This is a genomic window from Streptomyces sp. NBC_00425 (assembly GCF_036030735.1).
Lineage (GTDB): Bacteria > Actinomycetota > Actinomycetes > Streptomycetales > Streptomycetaceae > Streptomyces.
The window spans coordinates 4791474-4810314 of record NZ_CP107928.1; the positions used below are offsets into that span (position 1 = coordinate 4791474).

The following is an 18841-nucleotide window of genomic DNA, read 5'->3' on the forward strand; positions in this document are numbered from 1 at the left end:
CGGACCCGGTGATCGGGCCCGTGCAACTCCGCTTGCGCAGAACGCACTTCCGGCGCGCCCACCTGCACGCCGCGCACTAGAGAAAGCAGTTCCTCCATGCGTACCGCCCCTCGTTCCGTCTCCCGCGCAGCCGCCTCCTCCATGGTCGTGGCCGCCGCCCTCGGGCTCGTCGGCGTCCAGGCCGCCGCGCAGACCGCGACCGCGGCCACGAAGGAGGCCTCCTCGATCGTCACCTGCACCACGGCCAACACCAGGCTGACCGTCACCGAGGCGGCCCGCCCGATCAACCACCTGCTGCTCAAGGCCACCAACACGGGCACCAAGTCCTGCTACGCGTACAGCGCGCCCTATCTGCGGGCCGGCGCCGACGCCCAGGCCGTGATGGCGTGGGCCGACGAGACCACGCCGCAGTCCGTGGTGACGCTCAAGCCCGGCCAGAGCGCGTACGCGGGCATCCTGACGTACTCCCCCGACGGCGAGGGGGGCTCCACGGTGAAGACCCTGGGCGTGTTCCTCGCCGACCGCAAGGGCGACGCGACGGACCAGGAGAAGACCCTGAACCTGCCGAACAGCGGTGTCTTCTTCAACAGCGCCGCCACCGTCACCTACTGGCAGGACAACGCGGCGGACGCCCTGGCCTGGTAACCGCCCGGAGGCCCGGACCGACCACGGCGGATGGGCGGCGAGGGCCGCCGGGTGATGGCCGCGGCCACCCGTGATCTGGACCCGGCCGGCTTCGACCCCGACGGCGACCTCCTCGCCCACGTCGCCGAGCTGCGGATCACCAGCCTCGTCGGCATGGTCGACCCGCCCCGCGAGGACGCCCGGGCGGCCGTGGCCGGCGCCCAGGCGGGGCACATCCGGGTCCGCATGGTGACCGGTGACGACGTCACCACCGGCGCGGCGATCGCCCGGCAGCTCGGCATCCCCGGTGAAGCGGTCCTCGGCGCCGACTTCGCCGCCCTGAGCGAGGACGAACAGCTCGCCCGCATCGACGACATCGGCGTGGTGGGACGCGTCGCACCCGAGCACAAGGTGCTGCTCGCCGACACGCTCAAGAAGAGGGGCGACGTCGTGGCGATGACCGGGGACGGCGTCAACGACGCGCCCGCCATCAAGGCCGCGGACATCGGCATCGCGATGGGCAGCGGCACGGACGTGGCGAAGAACGCCGGACGGATGATCCTCTCCGACGACGCCTTCGCCACCATCGTCTACGCCGTGGAGCAGGGCCGGCGGATCTACGACAACCTCACCAAGTACATCCGGTTCGTCCTGCTCCTGCTGGTCACCTTCGTCCTGACGTTCCTCGGGGCCACCGTCCTCGACATCGCCGCCGGTGAGCCGTTCACCCCGCCGCAGGTGCTGTGGATCCACTTCGTGGTCAACGCCTCGTTCGGCTTCGCGCTCGGCTTCGACCGGGAGAGCCCCGGGCTGATGCGCCGCAGGCCGCGTCCGCGCGGGGAGTCGGTGCTGACCCGGCCCGTCCTGGTGACGGTCGGGGCGGGCGGCGGGGCAGAACGGAAGGACGGCCCGTGCACGGGGGCGCGGTGGACGTCCCCCGACGCACCCGATTCCGACCCCGGCTCCACCCCGGGCGGGGGACCGTCCACCGACGAGCGGTGACCGCCGCCGTGCCCGTCAACGGGTGACGGCATCGGCTCCGGCACTGCCGGGGGCGAGCCCGCAGGTGCCGGACCTCGACGCGCCGTCCTGTCCCGTCATATCCACGACGATCCGGCCGTCGACGTCCAGGCTGTAGGCGATCGTGCAGGTCAGCTGACGCAGGGCGGTGTCGTCCAGTCCGTTCAGGACCAGGGGCACGCGGGTCGTGACCCTGCCGGCCGTGGCGGCCCCGACCCGCACCGTCACGCCGGGGAGAGCGGCGGGAAGGGAGGTGTCCAGGCCGGCGGCCCGGTCCTCCTCGTGCGGGCCGGCGAGCAACATCATGACGACCTTCTCCGGCGCCACCGGTGCCGCCGGCGTGCCGGAGCCCTCGTCCGCCGAGCCGTCCCCGACGGTCACGGTCGAGACCTTCGGCGTCCGTATCACGGGGCGCACCCGGCCGTCGGGGGAGCGGAAGAAGAGCACCACGTCGGTGCTGTGGGTGAGGAAGGCCTGGACGGTGGCGGGGCCGCCCGCCTCGATGACGTCGGTCTCCGGGATGCCGCAGCCGCCGAGCAGGGGAGCGCCGAGCACGAGGGCCACCGCGACGGCCGCGGCACGCCGGCGTATCCGCGCAACGCTCATCCGCCGGCCTCCTCCACGTGGAGCGGTATCTCGACGGTGAAGACGGCGCCGCCGCCGGGCAGGTTCCCCGCGTGGATCGTTCCGCCGTGCAGCCGCACGTTCTCCTGGGTGATCGCCAGCCCCAGGCCGCTGCCCGCCGAACGGGTACGGGCCGCGTCGGCCTTGTAGAAGCGGTCGAAGATGTGCGGGAGGGACTCGGGACGGATGCCGGGACCGCTGTCCACGACCTCGGTGACCAGCACGGGCACGTCCGGGGGCCGCTCCTCGGTGCGCAGGCGCACCGTGACGGGTGCGCCGCCGTGCCGCAGGGCGTTGCCGACGAGGTTGGCGACCACCACGTCGAAGCGGCGCGGGTCGAGGCGGGCCCGGATGCCGCCGGGCAGTTCGACGCGGACCCGGCCGTCGGTCCAGTGCCGGTGCTGCAGCGTCTTGCCGATGGCCTCGGCGACGTCGACCTCGTCGGTGTTCAGCTCGGCCGCGCGGGCGTCGAAGCGGGAGATCTCCATCAGGTCCTCGACGAGCACGGCGAGCTTCCCGGTCTCCGCGCTGACCAGCCGGACCGCCCGCGCGGTGTCGGCGTCCAGGTCGTCCGCGTCCTCGTCGAGGACCTCGGTGACGGCGAGCATCCCGGCGAGCGGGGTGCGCAGTTCGTGCGAGACGTCGGAGGCGAACCGGCGGGCGCGCTCCTCGGCCTCACGCAACTCCCGTACGGAACGCTCGAGTTGCGCCGCCGACTCGTTGAAGGTGCGTGCCAGGTCCGCCAGTTCGTCACTGCCGCGCACCGGAATGCGGGTGTCGAGTCGGCCGCTGCCCATGCTGCGGGCCGCCCGGCTCAGTTCCCGCACCGGGCGCAGCACGCTGCGGGCGGCGAGCAGGGCGGGGATCAGCGCGACGACGAGGCCGGGCACGGCGCCGTCCCGGGCGGCGGTGAGGAGCGCGTCGACGTTGAGCTGCTCGTCGGTCATCCGCATGACGGCGTACAGGACGAGACCGCTCGGCAGCACGCTCGACGCGCTCGCCTTGAAGACGGTGGGCATGGCGATGGTGAGGTAGGGGACGCCGTCCTTGACGACCCGTTCGAAGCTGCCGTGCGGGTCGGCCACCGCGGCGCGCCGCAGTTCGGGCGTGATGACGGTGGAGACGGGGTTCTCGCCCGAGGAGGCGCGCAGCGAGCCGTACTCGGCGAACACCACCCACGGGTGCGGCTTGCCCTTGCGGGCGATGTCCCGCAGCACCTCCTCCAGGCCCTCCCTCCGCACCGGCAGGGAGAAGCCCGTCTGCTGGACCTGGTCGCGGAACGACGTGACCGCCGTGTCCTGGGCGGTCTCCAGCAGCGCGTTGCGGGCCTCACGGTAGGTCAGGGCGGCCGTCGTGCCGGCGCTGACGGCCGCGACCAGCAGGAAGGCGAGCAGCAGCCGCGTACGCAGACCGAACGCCCTGACCCGCGAGCGCTCCTCGGCGGACGTGCCGCCTCGTCCCGCGTCGTCGCCGCGGCGCGGCCTGCCGCGCCGGAGGGCGGTGATCACAGCGGTCCGAAGCGGTACCCGAAGCCGCGCAGCGTCTGCACGTAACGGGGGCTGCCGGGCTCGTCCTCGATCTTGCCGCGCAGCCGTGCCACGCATGCGTCGACCAGCCGGGCGTCGGCGTGGTAGCTGTGCTCCCAGACGTGCTCCAGCAGTTGCTGCCTGCTGAAGACCTGCTCGGGGGCGGCGCACAGGTGCAGCAGGAGCTTGAGCTCCGAGGGGGCGAGGGCGAGCGGCCGGCCGGCTTTGGCGACGGTCAGTCCGACCCGGTCGACGGTGAGCGCGCCGTACACCTCGATGGCCGGGCGGCCCGGGCTGCCGTCGTCCAGGCGGCGCAGCACGGCTCGGATCCGGGCCTCGATCACCTCGGTGCGGGCGGGCTTGACGATGTAGTCGTCGGCGCCGGCCTCCAGGCCGATGACCACGTCGAAGTCGTCCCCGCGCGCGGTGAGCATGATGATCGGCAGCTGGCTGCGCTCGCGGACCTGCCGGCAGACCTGCACGCCGTTCATTCCGGGCAGCATCAGGTCCAGCAGCAGCAGGTCGGGGCGGAACTCGGCGAGCGCGGCGAGGCCGGCCTCGCCGGTCGCGGCCGCCCGTACCTCGTGGCCGCGGCGGCGCAGACCGAGTTCGACCCCCTCGCGTACGGAAGGGTCGTCCTCGATGAGGAGCACGCGGGGCATCGGCGGTTCTCCCTCGGTGGTGGTCGGGTCGTGGTCAGGTCCGGCCCGGTCGCCGGCGCAGCCCGCGCAGCAGCGTGTCGAGTTCGGCGAGCCGCAGCGGACGGGCGAGCAGGGCGAAGGTGAGGACGACGACGACCGCGCCGGCAGTTGCGGCGACCAGGGCGCCCGCGTCCGCCGCGCCCAGGGCCGCGAGGTGGCCGAGCGCGGTGGCGGGGACGGCGGCGAGCAGCAGCCGTCCGTGGGCGCCGACGGCGGACGAGCGCAGGGGGTGGGCGACGGCGAGCCGGCGGCTCAGCACCCGGCCGGTCACCGCCCAGCCCGCGCACAGCGCCAGTGAGTACGCCGCCGCCATGCCGGTCACCGCCCAGCGGGCCGGCAGCAGGTGTGCGGCGGCCAGGGAGAGCGCCGCGTTGAGGGCGACGATCACGAGGTTGAGCAGGAACGGCGTCCGGGTGTCGGAGAGCGCGTAGAAGGTGCGGGACAGGACGTACTGGCCCGACAGGGCGACGAGTCCCGGCGCGAAGGCCATGAGGATTCCCGCCATGGCGACCGTGTCGGCGGCGCTGGTCCTGCCGTACCCGAAGACGAGGGCCATCACCGGCTGGGCCAGCGCGAACAGCGCGCAGGCGGCGGGGACGACGGCCGAGGCGCTGACGCGCAGGGCGTGGGAGACGTCGCGCCGCACGGCGGCGGTGTCCCCGTCGGCGGCGGCCGCGCTCATCCGGGGCATCAGCGCGGTCACCACGGAGACGGTGACGATGCCGTGCGGGACGACCCACAGGACATAGGCGTTGTTGTACGCGCCGTATCCGGGGCCGCCGTCGAGGCCCGCGGTCGTGGCCAGCCGGGTGGTGACCCAGTACGCGGCCTGGTTGGCCAGCACCAGCAGCACCAGCCAGCCGGCCGAGCGCAGCGGGCGGGTCAGTCCGCTGCCGCGCCAGTCGAAGCGGGGCCGCCACCGGAAGCGGGCCGCGCGCAGCGCGGGGACGAGGGCGAGCGCCTGGACGACGATGCCGGCGGTCGTGCCCCAGCCGAGCACGGCGGTCTCGGTCGCGGTGAGCGTGTCCCCGCCTCCGAGGGCCAGGGCCAGGTATGCGCCGAAGACGGCCATGACGACGACGTTGTTCAGGACCGGCGCCCACATCATCGCGCCGAACCGGCCCCGCGCGTTGAGGACTTGACCGAGCAGTGTGAACAGTCCGAGGAAGAAGATCTGGGGCAGGCAGTAGCGGGCGAACGCGGTGGTCATGGCCGCCTGCGGGCCGGTGTAGTCGGTGTACGCGTCGACGATCGCGGGAGCCGCCCACACCGCGGCCGCGGTGAGCGCCAGCAGGGCGGCGACGCAGACGGTGACCAGCCGGTCGGTGTAGGCCGCGCCCCCGTCGTCGTGTTCCTTGGCGGCCTTGACCAGTTCGGGCACGAAGACGGCGTTCAGCGCGCCGCCGAGGAGCAGCATGTAGACGATGGTGGGCAGGGCGTTGCCGACGGCGTAACCGTCGGCGGTCCGCCCGATGGTGCCCACCGCTGCCGCGACCACGGCGGACCGGACGAAGCCGGTGGCCCGGGAGACGACGGACCCGGCGGCCATGACGGCGGTGCTGCGTCCCGCGGAGGCCTCCTTCGCCGCCTTCGCCGCGCCCGTGGATTCCGTCGCGCCCATGGCCTGCGTCGCTTCCGTGGCCGCCGTCCCTTCCGTGGCCTCCGTCGCTTTCGCGCTCCCGGCGTCGGCCGCGTCGGCCGGTATCGGCGTTCGCTTCATCGGCGGTTCAGGTATGCCTGGAAGGCACGGTGGAGCGCGTGGTTGGCGCTGCCGGTCATCGGTCTCTCCCATTCCCCCAGCGTCTCGACGACGTGTCCGCCGGTGCCGAGCTTCCAGCGCAGCAGTCCGTACGCACGTTCGTCGGGATCGAGAGTGGAGGGTACCCCGCGCATGTCGTAGACGTCGGCGCCGAGAGCGTGGGCGTCCAGCAGCATCCGCCACTGCAGGGCGTTGGAGGGCCGGACCTCGCGACGGTGGTCGGCGGAGGCGCCGGTCTGGTACCAGGCCCGCCGGCCGACCGTGATCAGCGTGTGGGCGGCCAGGACCTCTCCCCGGTGACGGGCGAGGTACAGCCGCATACGGCCCGGTTCCTCGGCGTTGAGCGCGGCGTACTGACGCTCGTAGTAGGCGAGCGAGCGGCCCAGCCGGAAGCCGTCGCGCCGCTCGGTGACGCCGAGCAACCGGTGGAACTCGGGGAGGTCCGCCGCGCTGCCGACCACCACCTCGACGCCCTCCTTCCGGGCCCGGCGCACATTGCGTCGCCACTCCTGGTTGAGCCCGGACCACAGGTCCTGCTGGGTACGTCCGGCGAGCGGCACCTGGAAGACGTGCCGGGGCTGGGCGTCACCGTCCTCGCCGGTTCCGTCGCCGCCGCAGCGGCGCCAGCCCCGGGCCCGCAGCCGCTCGGCGACGGCGGTGCCGAGCGGGTCGACCTCGCTGGCGAGGACGTCGCCCAGGCGTCGGCCCGGCCCCGTGAGCGGCTTGAGCAGGGCGGCGTCCCAGCGCCGGTAGGCGGGCGACGGGCCGATGCGCACGGCGAACGCGCCCGCGCGGCGCAGGTGTTCGAGGAGCGGGTCGAGCCAGCCGTCGACGTCGGGGTCGTTCCAGTCGGCGACGGGCCCTTCGGGAAGGTACGCGAAGTACTTGCGGGTGCCGGGGAACTGCCGCAGCAGCACCAGGGCCACGCCGGTCAGCGCCCCCGCTTCCGGATCCGGTCCCCAGCCGAGGAGTCGGGCGCGCCAGCCCTCCTTGACGTCGGCCCAGGACGGGCACTGGAGGAAGCCGGCGCCGAGGGCCGCGCCGTCCGGCGTCGCGAGGAAGGCGCGGTAGGTCTCGGCGGTGATCGGACGCAACGTCACGCCCCGGTCCCGGGCTTGGCACACACGGCTGGGCGGCACGAGCAGCGCTGACACAGTCTGAGCCTCTCCTTCTCCCCGGACCTGTCGCGGGGACACAGCAGATGCTCACAGCGGCCCATGACCGCTCCGCACGGTGAATGTGACCGGACCATGACCGTTCCTCACCAGTCGCCGTCACATTGCTCCATAGCGGCTGACCTCGGGTTTTCCCGCTCTACAGTCACGTCATCGCCGACTCACCGACGCCGTTCGCGTCCTTCTCGGAGGTCCCGTTGCCTCGTATACGCGTACTCACCCATGCCCGCGTCCGGGCCGCCGTCGTGGCCGCCCTGCTGGCGCCGCTCGCCGCCTGCTCGTCGAGCGCCGGCCCGAGCGGCCCCGACGCCAAGGGACCGTCGGGCGCCGCCGACCGCCCGGTCACGGTCACCGTCACACCGACGGGAACGAGGGTCCCGGCGGGCCGGCCCGTGACGGTCACGGCCACGGGCGGCCGACTCACCTCGGTGACCGTCACCGACGCCGAGGGCCACCGGCTCGCCGGCAAGGTCGCCGCCGACGGCCGCTCGTGGGTCTCCGACCGCAAGGCCGTGCCCGGTGCGGCGTACTCGGTGACGGCGGCGACCCGGACCGACGGCGGCACCGACAGGAGCACCAGGGCCGCGTTCACCACGGCTCCGGCCGGCAAGGTCAACAAGGTCGACTGGCGACCGGGCGCCGGCGCCACCTTCGGCGTCGCCCAGCCCGTCTCCCTGGTCTTCGACCGTCCGGTCAAGAACCGCGCCGAGGTCGAGAAGCAGCTGAAGGTCACCACCTCGAACGGCACCAAGGGCTCCTGGGGGTGGATACGCGACTGGTCGGGCGGCGACCGGGTGGACTGGCGGCCCGAGGCCTACTGGAAGCCCGGGACCAAGGTCACGCTGAACGCGGAGCTGAACGGCACGGACTCGGGCCCGGACGGCGGCTGGTTCGTGCGCGACTACACGACCGCCTTCACCGTCGGCGCCCGGCAGATCGTCAAGGTCGACCTCGACAGCCATCAGCTCACCCTCGAGCGGAACGGCGAGACGGTGCGGCGCATACCGGTCTCCGGCGGGACGCCCGGCGGCGACAAGCGCTCCTGGCGCGGCACCGCCGTGCTCATGGCCAAGGAGGGCACGATCAACATGAACTCCGAGACGGTGGGCCTGGGCAACGCCTACGACAAGATGGTCGACTACTCGATGCGGCTGACCTGGTCGGGCATGTACGCGCACGCCGCGCCGTGGAACGCCCGCTTCTTCGGCTCCGCCAACCACAGTTCCGGATGCATAGGGATGAGCGACGCGAACGCGGCCTGGCTGTACGGGCAGGTGCGGCCGGGCGACCCGTTCGAGATCACCGGCAAGGAGACCAAGGGCGTGGTCGCGCCCGGGAACGGCTTCGGCACGTGGAACCTCTCGTGGGCCGAATGGCAGCAGAAGAGCGCGCTGCGCTGAGACCAGGCCGCTCCGGGCGTCTTCGCGGAGCGGACGCAGCTCGCCGGATGCCTCAGCCGGCCCCGGGGCCTCCGCCCGCGCGGCCGGCGAGCAGCGCGGTGTGGACGGCCCAGCCGGCCACCGCGCCGACCGCGTACCAGAGCAGGTCCGGGGGATCGAAGGTGGAGCCGAGCACGAGGCGGGCGAGGGCGCTGCGCCGGGAGAGGTCCGCCGGCACGGAGCTGAGCTGGAGGAACTCGACGGCCCAACTGACGGCCAGCGCGCCGCCGGCGGCCGTCAGGGGCGTCACCCGCGGCGCGAGGGCGACGACGAGCGTGAGCAGCAGGACGGTGTACAGCGCGTCCCCGCCGTACTTGGCCACGTCACCGGCGGCCACGGCCCGGAGCCCGAGCCCCGCGCCGACGGTCAGGACCGCGGCGCCGGCCGCCGCCGTCCGGATCCGCAGCGGGTCGGCGGCGGTGCCGCGGGTCTCCGAGATGCCGGTCACAGGGCCTCATACTGCCGTACGGCCGGACGGCCGTGCGGTCGTCAGGCCGCCTGCGGGGCCGGGACCGCGAAGCGCGGTGACGGGACCTGCGGCAGGGTCCGCTTCGTCAGGCCGGCGAGGGTGGCGCCGGGACCGATGTCGCCCACCGACGCCCGCCGCGCGAACGGGTGCCCGGACGACATCAGCAGCACCCTCGGCTGCGACACCAGCACCGGACCCAGCGTCAGATCCGGCTCGGCCAGCGGGGGTTCGGTGACCTGGAGCTCGACGTCCCCGGTGCGCAGCGGACCGTACCTCAACGACACGCGCCGCCTCGACGCCAACACCGGCGGCCTGCTCGTCGAGCACGGCGCCCGGGCCCTGCTGATCGACGCCGGGTTCGGGCCGCGCGGTACCGGAGGACCCCGCCCACCCCGACCGGGGCGTGGTGCACGGCGGGTCGTTGCCCGGCAACCTGGCCCTGCTCGGCCGGTCGCCCGACGACATCGACACGGTGGCCTTCACCCACCTGCACCGGCGACCACGTCGGCCGGGCCTGCGTCGACCCCCCGCTGTTCACCAGGGCGGCCTTCGTGATCCCCAAGGCCGAGTGGGACCATCGCGACCCCGCGCTCACCGCCCTCGAACCCCGGACGAGGCCGGTGGCCCCCGGCGAGGAGATCTTCCCCGGAGTCCACGCCCTGGCCCTGCCCGGCCACACCGCAGGGCACACCGGCTTCGTGATCGCCTCGCACGGCGCCCGCCTGCTCGCCTTCGGCGACGCCCTGCTCTCCTCGCTCCAGATCCGGCACCCCGAGTGGTCCGCGGTCACCGACGCCGACCCCGCGGGGTCCGGGCGCCGCCGCCGCGGCCTGATCGCCGAGCTCCTGCGCCCGGACACCCTCGGCTTCGGCATCCACTTCGCGGACGTGGTCTTCGGCCGGGTACGGCCACACGGCGCCGGCGACGGCGCGGTCTGGCACCCGCTGTGACCTCAGGCCCCTGGCGCCCGGCCCCGCGCGCCGGGCCCGAGCGGGGCTACAGCGGTTTCACCGCGGAGGCGTGCTGCTGTGGTTCCGCCTGACGGGGCAGCACCGGCTTCGGTTCCCACGCCGCGGTGGTCCGCAGATAGGCGTAGACGACCGAGCCCGTCGCGAGGACGAGGAGCGGTCCGTAGAACCACGGATGCCCGGCCATCTCCAGCGGCAGGTAGCGGTACGACAGCAGGAGCGCGACGAAGACCGTCGTGCCGTACGCGACCAGCCGGATGCCCGACTGCGCCCAGCCGCGGTCGTGCGCGCGCAGGGCTCCTTCGATCGTGAGGGTGAACACCACGCCGGCGAGGATGTCCACGCCGTAGTGGAAGCCGAATCCCAGCGTCGCGGCGAGCGTGGCGACCAGCCAGAACGCACCGGCGTAGCGCAACGTCCGCGGACCCTTTCGGGTGTGGATGAAGATCGCGGTGGCCCATGCCGTGTGCAGGCTGGGCATGCAGTTGCGCGGGGTGACCCCGTCGAACGGCATCGGGTGCGGAGGGCTGATCGGCGGCGGAGTCGTCGGCCACAGATCGGCCACCGCCCACTGCACGCTGGAGTGCGACTCCTGCCACAGGCTGACCGCGGTCCAGTGCTCGGTGCCGTCGCCGTAGGCGAAGATCGGTCCGACCACCGGGAAGATCATGTAGATGCCGGGGCCGAGGAGCCCGATCGCCAGGAACGTGCGCACCAGATGGTGGCGCGGAAAACGGCGTTCGGCCGCGACGTTGCGGAGTTGGTACAGCGCCACGAGGACCGCGGCCACCGGCAGTTGCCCGTAGACGAAGTCGAGGACGTTGAAGCCGATCGCCCCGGTGGCCGTGACGGCGCGGCCCACGAGCCACGACGGGTTGCCCAACGCGTGATCGGCGATCGCCACGTACTGGTCGAGCACCATCGGGCGGGTCGCGGAGGTGATGAGCAGCCAGGTGTCCCCGGTCTTGCGGCCGGCCATCAGCAGCAGGGCCAGCCCGGCGCCCTTCAGCAGCAGGGCGCGGTCACGGCCGGTGCGGCGGGTGAGCGCGACGACCACACAGCCGAGGGTCACCCACAGCGCCCCGTTGCCGAAGGGGTGGCCCTCCGTCACCTTGATGCCGGCCGCCCACCGGACCAGCAGGAAGCCGAGGTCGATGCCGATCGCGGCGCCGACCGCGATGAACCGTTGCCGCCAGTCCACCACCACGAGCATCAACGCCATGCTGGCGTACAGCAGACCGCCTGATTTGGGCGGGAATATCACCTCGCGCGCCTGGCTGGTGATCGGGCCCGGCAGACCGTAGTGCCGCGCGACGATCTCCAGCATGACGAAGAGCCCGAGCGCCGCCACACCGGCCGCCGCCCACAGGACGGCCTTCGGACCCTTTATTCGCGAGAACACCCGTGATGACATAGGTATCAATTGTCTGACCAGTGTGTGAGATGCGGGCTGAACAGGTACTTTTTCGCGCTGGACGGCGTGCCCTTGCGGTAGGGGACGGACAAGGAGGGGCGTTCCTCGCGAGTTCGAACATGTTATCGGAGCGGTGCACGGACTTCGCCGGGTTGTGTTTCGGTCGTCATTTCGGGCGTCATCTTTACGTCCGCCGCCCTCGCCGTAGGCGCGATGCCCCTCGTGCTCGCCGCCGTGACCGGCGGAGCGGCGCAGGCCGTCGCCTCGCGCACCGGCTCCGTGTCCATCTACGGCACGGTCGACGGTCAGCTCCACCAGTACGGTCAGCTCCACCAGTACCTGGTCCCGCAGGCCAAGCCCTCCGGGTCGGCCCGCACAGGCCGGCACGTCATGATCGACACCGGTTTCGCCCTGAAGACGCCGGCCGCCGCGGGCGACGACCGCATCGTCGCCCCGACCTCGGACGGCCGGCCGCTCCGCTACAAGATCAACGGCGTGGCTCGACCGGGACCGCCCCGTCCTGAAGTCCAGCGGCCGGCCCGGCGTGGACTCGCTCACCTCGCCCGACGGCCACGCCGACGAGGGGATCGCCGAGCGGCTCGGCGTGTCCCCGCGCACGGCCCGGCGCATCGCCTCCGAACCCATGGACCGCCTCGACGCGCGCAGCCGCTTCGAGGCCGGCGTACGCGCCGTCCAGCGGGGCCGGCTCCCGAACCGTCCGTGAGCCGTGACCGGCAACGTCACGGCCCGAACGAGCAATATCTGTTTTCGCGAAATGAGAAATGGACGCAGCGCCCGGGGAATATTTCTGGGGCCGCCAACGGCTCGAAGTTATTCGCCGCACAGGTCCGATCACGACGTGCTACTGTCGTTGTCAGTTGCAGGTGTGGTTGCCAGAAGGTTTTTCCGACGGCTGATCATCACGGCGACACGGAATCCGCACAGGGCGCATTCCTGACACCGTCTCCGAAGGAGAAACACAATGGCTACTGGCACCGTGAAGTGGTTCAACGCCGAAAAGGGCTTCGGCTTCATCGAGCAGGACGGCGGCGGCGCCGACGTCTTCGCCCACTACTCCAACATCTCTGCCCAGGGCTTCCGTGAGCTGCTCGAGGGCCAGAAGGTGTCGTTCGACATCGCCCAGGGCCAGAAGGGCCCGACGGCCGAGAACATCGTCATCGCCTGACACCGGCACAGACGCGTTCTTTGCAGCTGGGGCCCGCACCTAGGGGTGCGGGCCCCAGCTCGTTTTGTTTTCCAGGGCGATTCCGTCCTGTCATCACCGGCTCGTTCTCGCGATTTTCAGCGCCGTTCACTTTGCTGCGGAAATCCCTTGATACGTGCCCGCATCGAGGAGATCCCGCATGAATCGCGACCGCACGAACCGCACATACGGCCGCTCCGGAGGAGGCGCCGCCACCGGCCGCTCCGGTGTTTCGCGCCGCTCCCACGGCTACGGAAACCGGCAGGCCGCGCCGGCCGAGTTCGCGCCGCCGAAGACGATCACGCCCGCGCTGCCGGCCGTGGAGTCGTTCGCCGAACTCGACATGCCGAAGCCGTTGCTGGCCGCGCTCGACGCCGAGGGCGTCACCACGCCGTTCCCGATCCAGGGCGCGACGCTGCCGAACTCGCTGGCCGGCCGGGACGTCCTGGGCCGTGGCCGCACCGGCTCCGGAAAGACCCTCGCCTTCGGCCTCGCCCTGCTCGCCCGCACCGCAGGACAGCGGGCCGAACCCCGCCAGCCGCTGGCTCTCGTCCTCGTCCCGACCCGGGAACTGGCCCAGCAGGTCACGGACGCCCTCACCCCCTACGCCCGCTCGGTGCGCCTGCGCATCGCCACCGTCGTCGGCGGCATGCCGATCGGCCGGCAGGCGCACGCCCTGCGCGGCGGCGCCGAAGTCGTCGTCGCCACGCCCGGACGCCTCAAGGACCTCATCGACCGCGGTGACTGCCTGCTGGACCGGGTCGCCGTCACCGTCCTCGACGAGGCCGACCAGATGACGGACATGGGCTTCATGCCGCAGGTCACCGCCCTGCTCGACCAGGTGGCTCCGGGCGGGCAGCGGATGCTGTTCTCCGCCACCCTGGACCGCAACGTCGACCTGCTGGTCCGCCGCTACCTGACCGACCCCGTCGTCCACTCCGTCGACCCGTCGGCCGGCGCCGTCACCACGATGGAGCACCACGTGCTCCACGTCCACGACGCGGACAAGCACGCCACGACGACCGAGATCGCGGCGCGGGACGGCAAGGTGATCATGTTCCTGGACACCAAGCACGCGGTGGACCGGCTGACCGACCACCTGCTCGGCAGCGGCGTCCGCGCCGCCGCCCTGCACGGCGGCAGGTCCCAGTCGCAGCGAAACCGGACCCTGGCCCAGTTCAAGGACGGTCACGTCACGGTCCTGGTCGCGACGAACGTGGCCGCCCGCGGCATCCACGTCGACAACCTCGACCTCGTCGTCAACGTCGACCCGCCCGGCGACCACAAGGACTACCTGCACCGCGGCGGCCGCACCGCCCGCGCCGGCGAGTCCGGCACCGTCGTCACCCTCGTCCTGCCCCACCAGCGACGCGGCATGACCCGCCTGATGGCCGACGCCGGCATCCGCGCGCGCGTCACCCCGGTCCGGTCGGGCGAGGCGGAGCTGAGCCGGATCACCGGAGCGCAGACGCCGTCCGGCGTGCCGGTCGTCATCACCGCACCGGCCGTGGAACGTCCGCGCCGCCCGTCGTCGCCGTCCCGGAGCCGCCGGGGCCGCGCCGGCCAGGGCCGGCCGGTCGGCTCGGCGGTGCGCCGCCGGACGCCGCGGCGGCCCGACCTCGACTCGGCCGCCTGAGACCTGTGCCATGCCGGGGCCCGGGGAGGCAGTGCTCTCCCCGGGCCCCGGCATGCCCACGGCACTCTCTCGCACACGACCCGAACCCCTCACCGCAGGAGGCACCTTTGACGCCGGCTCAGACGCAGTACCGCACGGCACACCCCGCCCCCGCGGCCATGGCCGGGCTGCCGGCCGGAGCCGGTGACACGGCGGACGGCGTCGACGCGCACACTCCCCGGGTCAGTGACGACATGACCGTCGAGGTCGCCCTGGCCGTCATGGCGGGCGCCCGGGTCGGGTACCTGACCGTGTGCGACGGCGACGACCAGAGCACGGGCGTGGTCACCCTGGCCCGGCTCGCCGCCCTCCGCGGCGGTTCCACGTACACGGACCGGATCCGTCTGCGGGACGTCCTGGACGGATCGCCGCGATCGCGCGGGATCCGGTCCGGCGTCCGACCCTGCGATCCCGTCGAGCACACCCGGACCCCGGGCGGACTCGCCGTCTCCCACTGATCCGGTACGTGGTTCTCCGTGACCGCCGGCCGCCGCCGCGAGCCTCAGGACGCGCGGACGGGCCGGCGTCTCACCGGTCGAAGTAGCTGAAGTCGCCCACGGTCCACGCGCCGACGTCCTTGATCGCGACCCGGTACATGCCTCCCGCCTCGGGGATCCCCAGGTTGCCCTGCAGGATGCGGGCCAGATGGAAGTGCAGGTGCGTGGGCGCCTCGCCGCCGGTCCCGCCCTCCCGCGGGGCACGGGCGAAGATCTCGGAGAACGGGCCGAGCCGGTCGGAGTCCTTCAGGACCTCCGCGACCCGCTCCCTCCACACGGCTTCCGGCGCCAGCCGGCCGGTGATGACGGCGCCGCCCACGACCACGGTCAGCGACATCTGATTGCTCGGCTCGGACTCCACCGCGGCGGAGATGGCGACGAGCAGCTCATCGGGGTTCGACATGAGAGCACATTTTATGCAGTCGCCGGTCCGCCTACCGCCCCACGGTCGTGAACCCGTGGCCCGGACGGCGCGGACCGCACCGGGCGGCGGCCGACCGGACGGCGGCGCGGCGGCACCGTCCGCCCCGCGCCCGCCCCCGCGCCCGCCCACCGCAGGAGAGCTCTCCTCGCAGGTCGGCGGGGTTTCTCCAGGGCCTCACGAGCGACGCCCACCGGCGCCCCGCCGCGCTTCCCGCGCCGGGGCGACCGGCGGTAACCGAAGGTCGGCACAGCGGCAAGGCCGACAGATGGTGTTGAATTTCCCCCGGGGCCCTGGTGCCGTACGGCGCCGGGGCCCCTCGACGCGTTGCACAGCGAGGTGACATGACAACGGACAACCCTCTCGGTGATCGTCTGGACGACGACGACTACCCCGCATACACGATGGGCCGGGCGGCCGAGATGATCGGAGCCACCCCGGGGTTCCTGCGAGCCCTCGGTGAGGCACGACTGATCACCCCGCTGCGCTCGGAGGGGGGACATCGCCGGTACTCGCGCTACCAGCTGCGGATCGCGGCCCGCGCCCGCGAACTCGTCGACCGGGGGACGCCGATCGAGGCCGCCTGCCGCATCGTCATCCTCGAGGACCAGCTCGAGGAGGCCCAGCGCATCAACGCCGAGTACCACCGGGCCGCGAACCGGGCGCCCGGCGGCGCCGACTGATCGTCCGGGCGCCGACCGCCGACGGGACGCCCACCCCCCGGAACACGCTCCCCGCGACCCGCTCCCCGGAACACCCCGGCGTCCATGCGTACCTCTCCGCCGGGGCGCCGCCCGGATATCGACGACGCCCGGTCCGGGTGCGCGTCACGCCGGCGCCTTGACCCCCGGGTCCGTCGACTCCACGGGGCCGTTCGGGTCGGCCGCAAAGGTCGAGGCGGGCGAGCCCGCCGGGGCTCCCGGGTTCGCCGGGGCCGCCTGCTCCCGCAGGGTCTCCCGTACCACGTGGCGGCGGCGGGACGGCCCGAGCAGCGGGTTGGCCACACCCCAGGCCGCGCCCTTGCAGACCAGTTCCTTGTAGACGGCGGCGAGCCGACCCGTCAGGGCCGCCCGCACAGCGCGGTCGTCGCCGGTGACGTACTGGATCAGGCCCTCCCTGCGCCCCAGCGAGATGCACTGGTTGAAGTAGCGCAGCGGCGTGTCCGAGAGTTTCCCGCCGGTCAGGCGCGCCGCGACGGCGTCGGCGGCCTGCCACGCCATGGGGACGCCCGAGGCGCACGACATCCGCAGCGGCTTGTCGCCGACGCCCTTGGCCATGGCCGCGTCGCCGACGGCGTACACGTCCGGATGCGAGACCGAGCGCATGGTGCCGTCGACCACGATCCGGCCGGTGTCGGTGACCTCCAGGGCGGTGGCCTGCGCGATCGGGTGGACGGCGAAGCCGGTGGTCCACACGGTGACCGCGGCCGGGACCGACCCGCCGTCAGCGGTGGTGACGCGGTCGGCCTCGACGCCGGTGACGGCGGCGTGCTCGTGCACGGTGATGCCGAGCCGGTCGCAGACCTTCCGCAGATGCCCGCGCCCCTTGGGCGAGAGCCAGTCGCCGAGGCCGGCGCGGGCGACGATGGCCACGTCGAGGTCGGGGCGGGCCTCGGCGATCTCGGTGACGGCCTCGACGCCGGTGAGTCCGCCGCCGACCACGACCACGGGCTGTCCGGCGGTGAGCCCGGCGAGGCGCTCACGCAGCCGGAGCGCGCCGGGGCGGCCGGCGATCTGGTGGGCGTGCTCGGCCACGCCGGGGACTCCCTGGTCGTTCCAGCCGCTGCCGAGGGCGTACACGAGGGTGTCGTAGGCCAGCTCCCCGGCGCCGTCGGCGTCGACGACGGTCACGGCCCTGCGGTCGACGTCGACGCCGGTGACCCTCGCGACCCTCAGCTCGACGCCCGTGCCCGCGAACATCTCGTCGAGCGGCCGGGACGGAAGATCCTGGCCCACCGCGAGCTGGTGCAGACGGACGCGCTCGACGAAGTCGGCCTCGGCGTTGACGAGGGTGACGGCGACGTCTTCCGGGCGCAGCCGCCTGGCGAGGCGGCCCGCGACGATGGCTCCGGCGTATCCGGCTCCGAGGACGATGATGCGGTGCTGCATATCCCTGCTCCTGTCTTGAGCGGATTCGACTCCTGAACCGGACGGCCCGCCGTTTCCTGACAGATACGGGATGTGAAGCACCTCACATCGACGTGGTGGGCGTCAGAAGGGAACGACCAGGGGTTCGCCGTGGTCCGCGGCCGCCCACCGCTCGGTCGCGCGTTCGAGCTTGTCGGGGTTCACCTGGTTGCGGAACGCGGTGATGCCCTCGGGGGTGACCTCCAGGCACATGACGCCGATGACCCGTCCGTCGAGGACCGCCACCACGGCGGGGCCGCCGTTGGCGGTCGCGGCGTACATCCCGGGCGATCCGCCGACCAGGGCGCGCTTGGCCTTGCCGGGCGTGAACAGGCCCCGCAGGAACTTCGCGACGGCGAGGGCGCCCTCGAACGGCGTGGCGCGGGCCGGGACCTTTCCGCCGCCGTCGCCGATCGAGACGGCGTCCTGGGTCAGCAGCCGCACGAGCGGCTCGGTCCGGCCGCTGGTCGCGGCCTCCAGGAACTCGTCGATGATCCGCCGGGCGGTGGCCTCGTCGATCTCGGTGCGGGTCCTGCCGTCCGCCACGTGCTTCTTCGCGCGGTGGAAGATCTGCTGGCTGGCGGACTCGGTGAGGTCGAGGATCGCCGCGATCTCCCGGTGCGGGTAGTCGAACGCCTCCCGCAGCACGTACACGGCCCGCTCGTTGGGGGAGAGGCGCTCCAGCAGGGCGAGCACCGCGTACGACACCGACTCGCGCTGTTCGGCCGTGTCGGCCGGGCCGAGCATCGGGTCCCCGGCGAGCAGCGGCTCGGGGAGCCACTGGCCCACATAGGTCTCCCGCCGTGCGCGGGCCGAGGTGAGCTGGTTGAGGCACAGGTTGGTGAGCACCTTCGTCAGCCAGGCCTCGGGGACCTCGACGCGCTCGACGTCGGCGGCCTGCCAGCGCAGGAAGGTCTCCTGCACGGCGTCCTCCGCCTCGCTCGCCGAGCCGAGAAGGCGGTAGGCGATGGCTCCCAGACGGGGGCGTGCCGCCTCGAACCGGTCCACGTCGCTCATGGTCAGGGGCATGACCAGAATTCTAGGCCGAACCGCCGACGGGGCGGCCGGCCGAGGCCCGCGCCGAGTCCGTGTCGAGTCCGTGTCGAGTCCGTCTCGAAGTGCATGATCCACTCGCTGATGCTGGTCCCGCTGCGCGCACGCGGCGGGACCCTCGGCATGGTGCACTTCCTGCGGCACCG

18 protein-coding genes and 2 pseudogenes are annotated in these 18841 nt (G+C 73.0%); 9 read left to right on the top strand and 11 right to left on the bottom strand.

The genetic code is table 11. The annotated features are described in order from the left end of the window. Positions 1 to 96 precede the first annotated feature (96 nt). A complete protein-coding gene (locus tag OHS82_RS20535) occupies positions 97 to 645 on the top strand; it encodes a DUF4232 domain-containing protein (RefSeq protein ID WP_057577977.1) in 549 nt (182 codons plus the stop codon). Positions 646 to 672: 27 nt separating this feature from the next. Then, a pseudogene (locus tag OHS82_RS20540) lies at positions 673 to 1512 on the top strand (HAD-IC family P-type ATPase); the annotation flags it as partial. 129 nt (positions 1513 to 1641) lie between these two features. Here OHS82_RS20540 and OHS82_RS20545 read toward each other — a convergent pair. The 5 genes from OHS82_RS20545 to OHS82_RS20565 all read right to left on the bottom strand — a co-directional run bounded on the left by OHS82_RS20545 (position 1642) and on the right by OHS82_RS20565 (position 7408). After that, the gene (locus OHS82_RS20545) at positions 1642 to 2250 is read right to left on the bottom strand and encodes a hypothetical protein (RefSeq protein WP_057577979.1); all 609 of its coding nucleotides are present in this window, start codon (positions 2248 to 2250) and stop codon (positions 1642 to 1644) included. Beyond that, complete coding sequence (locus OHS82_RS20550) at positions 2247 to 3776, bottom strand: ATP-binding protein (RefSeq protein ID WP_443061790.1); 1530 nt, start codon at positions 3774 to 3776, stop codon at positions 2247 to 2249. Before OHS82_RS20550 ends, OHS82_RS20545 begins: the two co-directional genes overlap by 4 nt. Next, positions 3773 to 4456: a response regulator transcription factor gene (locus OHS82_RS20555; protein ID WP_057577980.1), complete on the bottom strand. Its 684-nt coding sequence runs from the start codon at positions 4454 to 4456 to the stop codon at positions 3773 to 3775. The genes OHS82_RS20550 and OHS82_RS20555 overlap by 4 nt, the downstream gene beginning before the upstream one ends. Positions 4457 to 4490: 34 nt before the next feature. After that, positions 4491 to 6116, bottom strand: coding sequence for a murein biosynthesis integral membrane protein MurJ (murJ, locus tag OHS82_RS20560; RefSeq protein WP_057578165.1), 1626 nt, complete (start codon positions 6114 to 6116; stop codon positions 4491 to 4493). Between the two features lie 95 nt (positions 6117 to 6211). Continuing rightward, positions 6212 to 7408, bottom strand: coding sequence for a lipid II:glycine glycyltransferase FemX (locus OHS82_RS20565; RefSeq protein WP_057577981.1), 1197 nt, complete (start codon positions 7406 to 7408; stop codon positions 6212 to 6214). A gap of 218 nt (positions 7409 to 7626) precedes the next feature. On the opposite strand from OHS82_RS20565, the gene OHS82_RS20570 reads away from it, so the two are divergent. After that, positions 7627 to 8829, top strand: a complete 1203-nt coding sequence (locus tag OHS82_RS20570) for a L,D-transpeptidase (protein WP_328434277.1) — start codon at positions 7627 to 7629, stop codon at positions 8827 to 8829. 52 nt (positions 8830 to 8881) lie between these two features. Here the strand turns inward: OHS82_RS20570 and OHS82_RS20575 are convergent, their stop codons facing one another. Both OHS82_RS20575 and OHS82_RS20580 read right to left on the bottom strand, forming a co-directional pair. Continuing rightward, a complete protein-coding gene (locus OHS82_RS20575; protein WP_242433112.1) occupies positions 8882 to 9316 on the bottom strand; it encodes a ribosomal maturation YjgA family protein in 435 nt (144 codons plus the stop codon). Positions 9317 to 9357: 41 nt separating this feature from the next. Continuing rightward, positions 9358 to 9621, bottom strand: coding sequence for a hypothetical protein (locus OHS82_RS20580; protein ID WP_057577983.1), 264 nt, complete (start codon positions 9619 to 9621; stop codon positions 9358 to 9360). A 267-nt stretch (positions 9622 to 9888) separates the two neighbouring features. Between OHS82_RS20580 and OHS82_RS20585 the strand changes: the two genes are divergently transcribed. Beyond that, positions 9889 to 10287, top strand: coding sequence for an MBL fold metallo-hydrolase (locus tag OHS82_RS20585; protein ID WP_057577984.1), 399 nt, complete (start codon positions 9889 to 9891; stop codon positions 10285 to 10287). Positions 10288 to 10333: 46 nt separating this feature from the next. On the opposite strand, the gene OHS82_RS20590 is transcribed toward OHS82_RS20585, so the two are convergent. Further along, complete coding sequence (locus OHS82_RS20590; protein ID WP_057577985.1) at positions 10334 to 11719, bottom strand: phosphatase PAP2 family protein; 1386 nt, start codon at positions 11717 to 11719, stop codon at positions 10334 to 10336. Between the two features lie 565 nt (positions 11720 to 12284). On the opposite strand from OHS82_RS20590, the pseudogene OHS82_RS20595 reads away from it, so the two are divergent. The 4 genes and pseudogenes from OHS82_RS20595 to OHS82_RS20610 form a co-directional block, all read left to right on the top strand. Then, a pseudogene (locus tag OHS82_RS20595) lies at positions 12285 to 12443 on the top strand (helix-turn-helix transcriptional regulator); the annotation flags it as partial. A 258-nt stretch (positions 12444 to 12701) separates the two neighbouring features. Then, positions 12702 to 12905 carry a cold-shock protein gene (locus OHS82_RS20600; protein ID WP_057577987.1) on the top strand — a complete coding sequence of 68 codons (204 nt, stop codon included), beginning with the start codon at positions 12702 to 12704 and terminating at the stop codon, positions 12903 to 12905. Between the two features lie 178 nt (positions 12906 to 13083). Continuing rightward, positions 13084 to 14559 (top strand): DEAD/DEAH box helicase, encoded by a 1476-nt coding sequence (locus OHS82_RS20605; RefSeq protein WP_328434278.1) that lies wholly within the window; start codon positions 13084 to 13086, stop codon positions 14557 to 14559. A 107-nt stretch (positions 14560 to 14666) separates the two neighbouring features. Further along, complete coding sequence (locus tag OHS82_RS20610; protein ID WP_443061791.1) at positions 14667 to 15056, top strand: CBS domain-containing protein; 390 nt, start codon at positions 14667 to 14669, stop codon at positions 15054 to 15056. 70 nt (positions 15057 to 15126) lie between these two features. Here OHS82_RS20610 and OHS82_RS20615 read toward each other — a convergent pair whose 3' ends face one another. Next, entirely contained in the window at positions 15127 to 15498 is a 372-nt protein-coding gene (locus tag OHS82_RS20615) for a hypothetical protein (RefSeq protein WP_057577988.1), read from the bottom strand. A gap of 362 nt (positions 15499 to 15860) precedes the next feature. Between OHS82_RS20615 and OHS82_RS20620 the strand changes: the two genes are divergently transcribed. Further along, positions 15861 to 16199 (top strand): helix-turn-helix domain-containing protein, encoded by a 339-nt coding sequence (locus tag OHS82_RS20620; RefSeq protein ID WP_057577989.1) that lies wholly within the window; start codon positions 15861 to 15863, stop codon positions 16197 to 16199. Between the two features lie 144 nt (positions 16200 to 16343). Here the strand turns inward: OHS82_RS20620 and OHS82_RS20625 are convergent, their stop codons facing one another. Then, positions 16344 to 17624, bottom strand: a complete 1281-nt coding sequence (locus tag OHS82_RS20625; protein WP_057577990.1) for an NAD(P)/FAD-dependent oxidoreductase — start codon at positions 17622 to 17624, stop codon at positions 16344 to 16346. A 102-nt stretch (positions 17625 to 17726) separates the two neighbouring features. Then, positions 17727 to 18671: an RNA polymerase sigma factor SigJ gene (gene sigJ, locus OHS82_RS20630; RefSeq protein ID WP_057577991.1), complete on the bottom strand. Its 945-nt coding sequence runs from the start codon at positions 18669 to 18671 to the stop codon at positions 17727 to 17729. Positions 18672 to 18841: the final 170 nt, after the last annotated feature.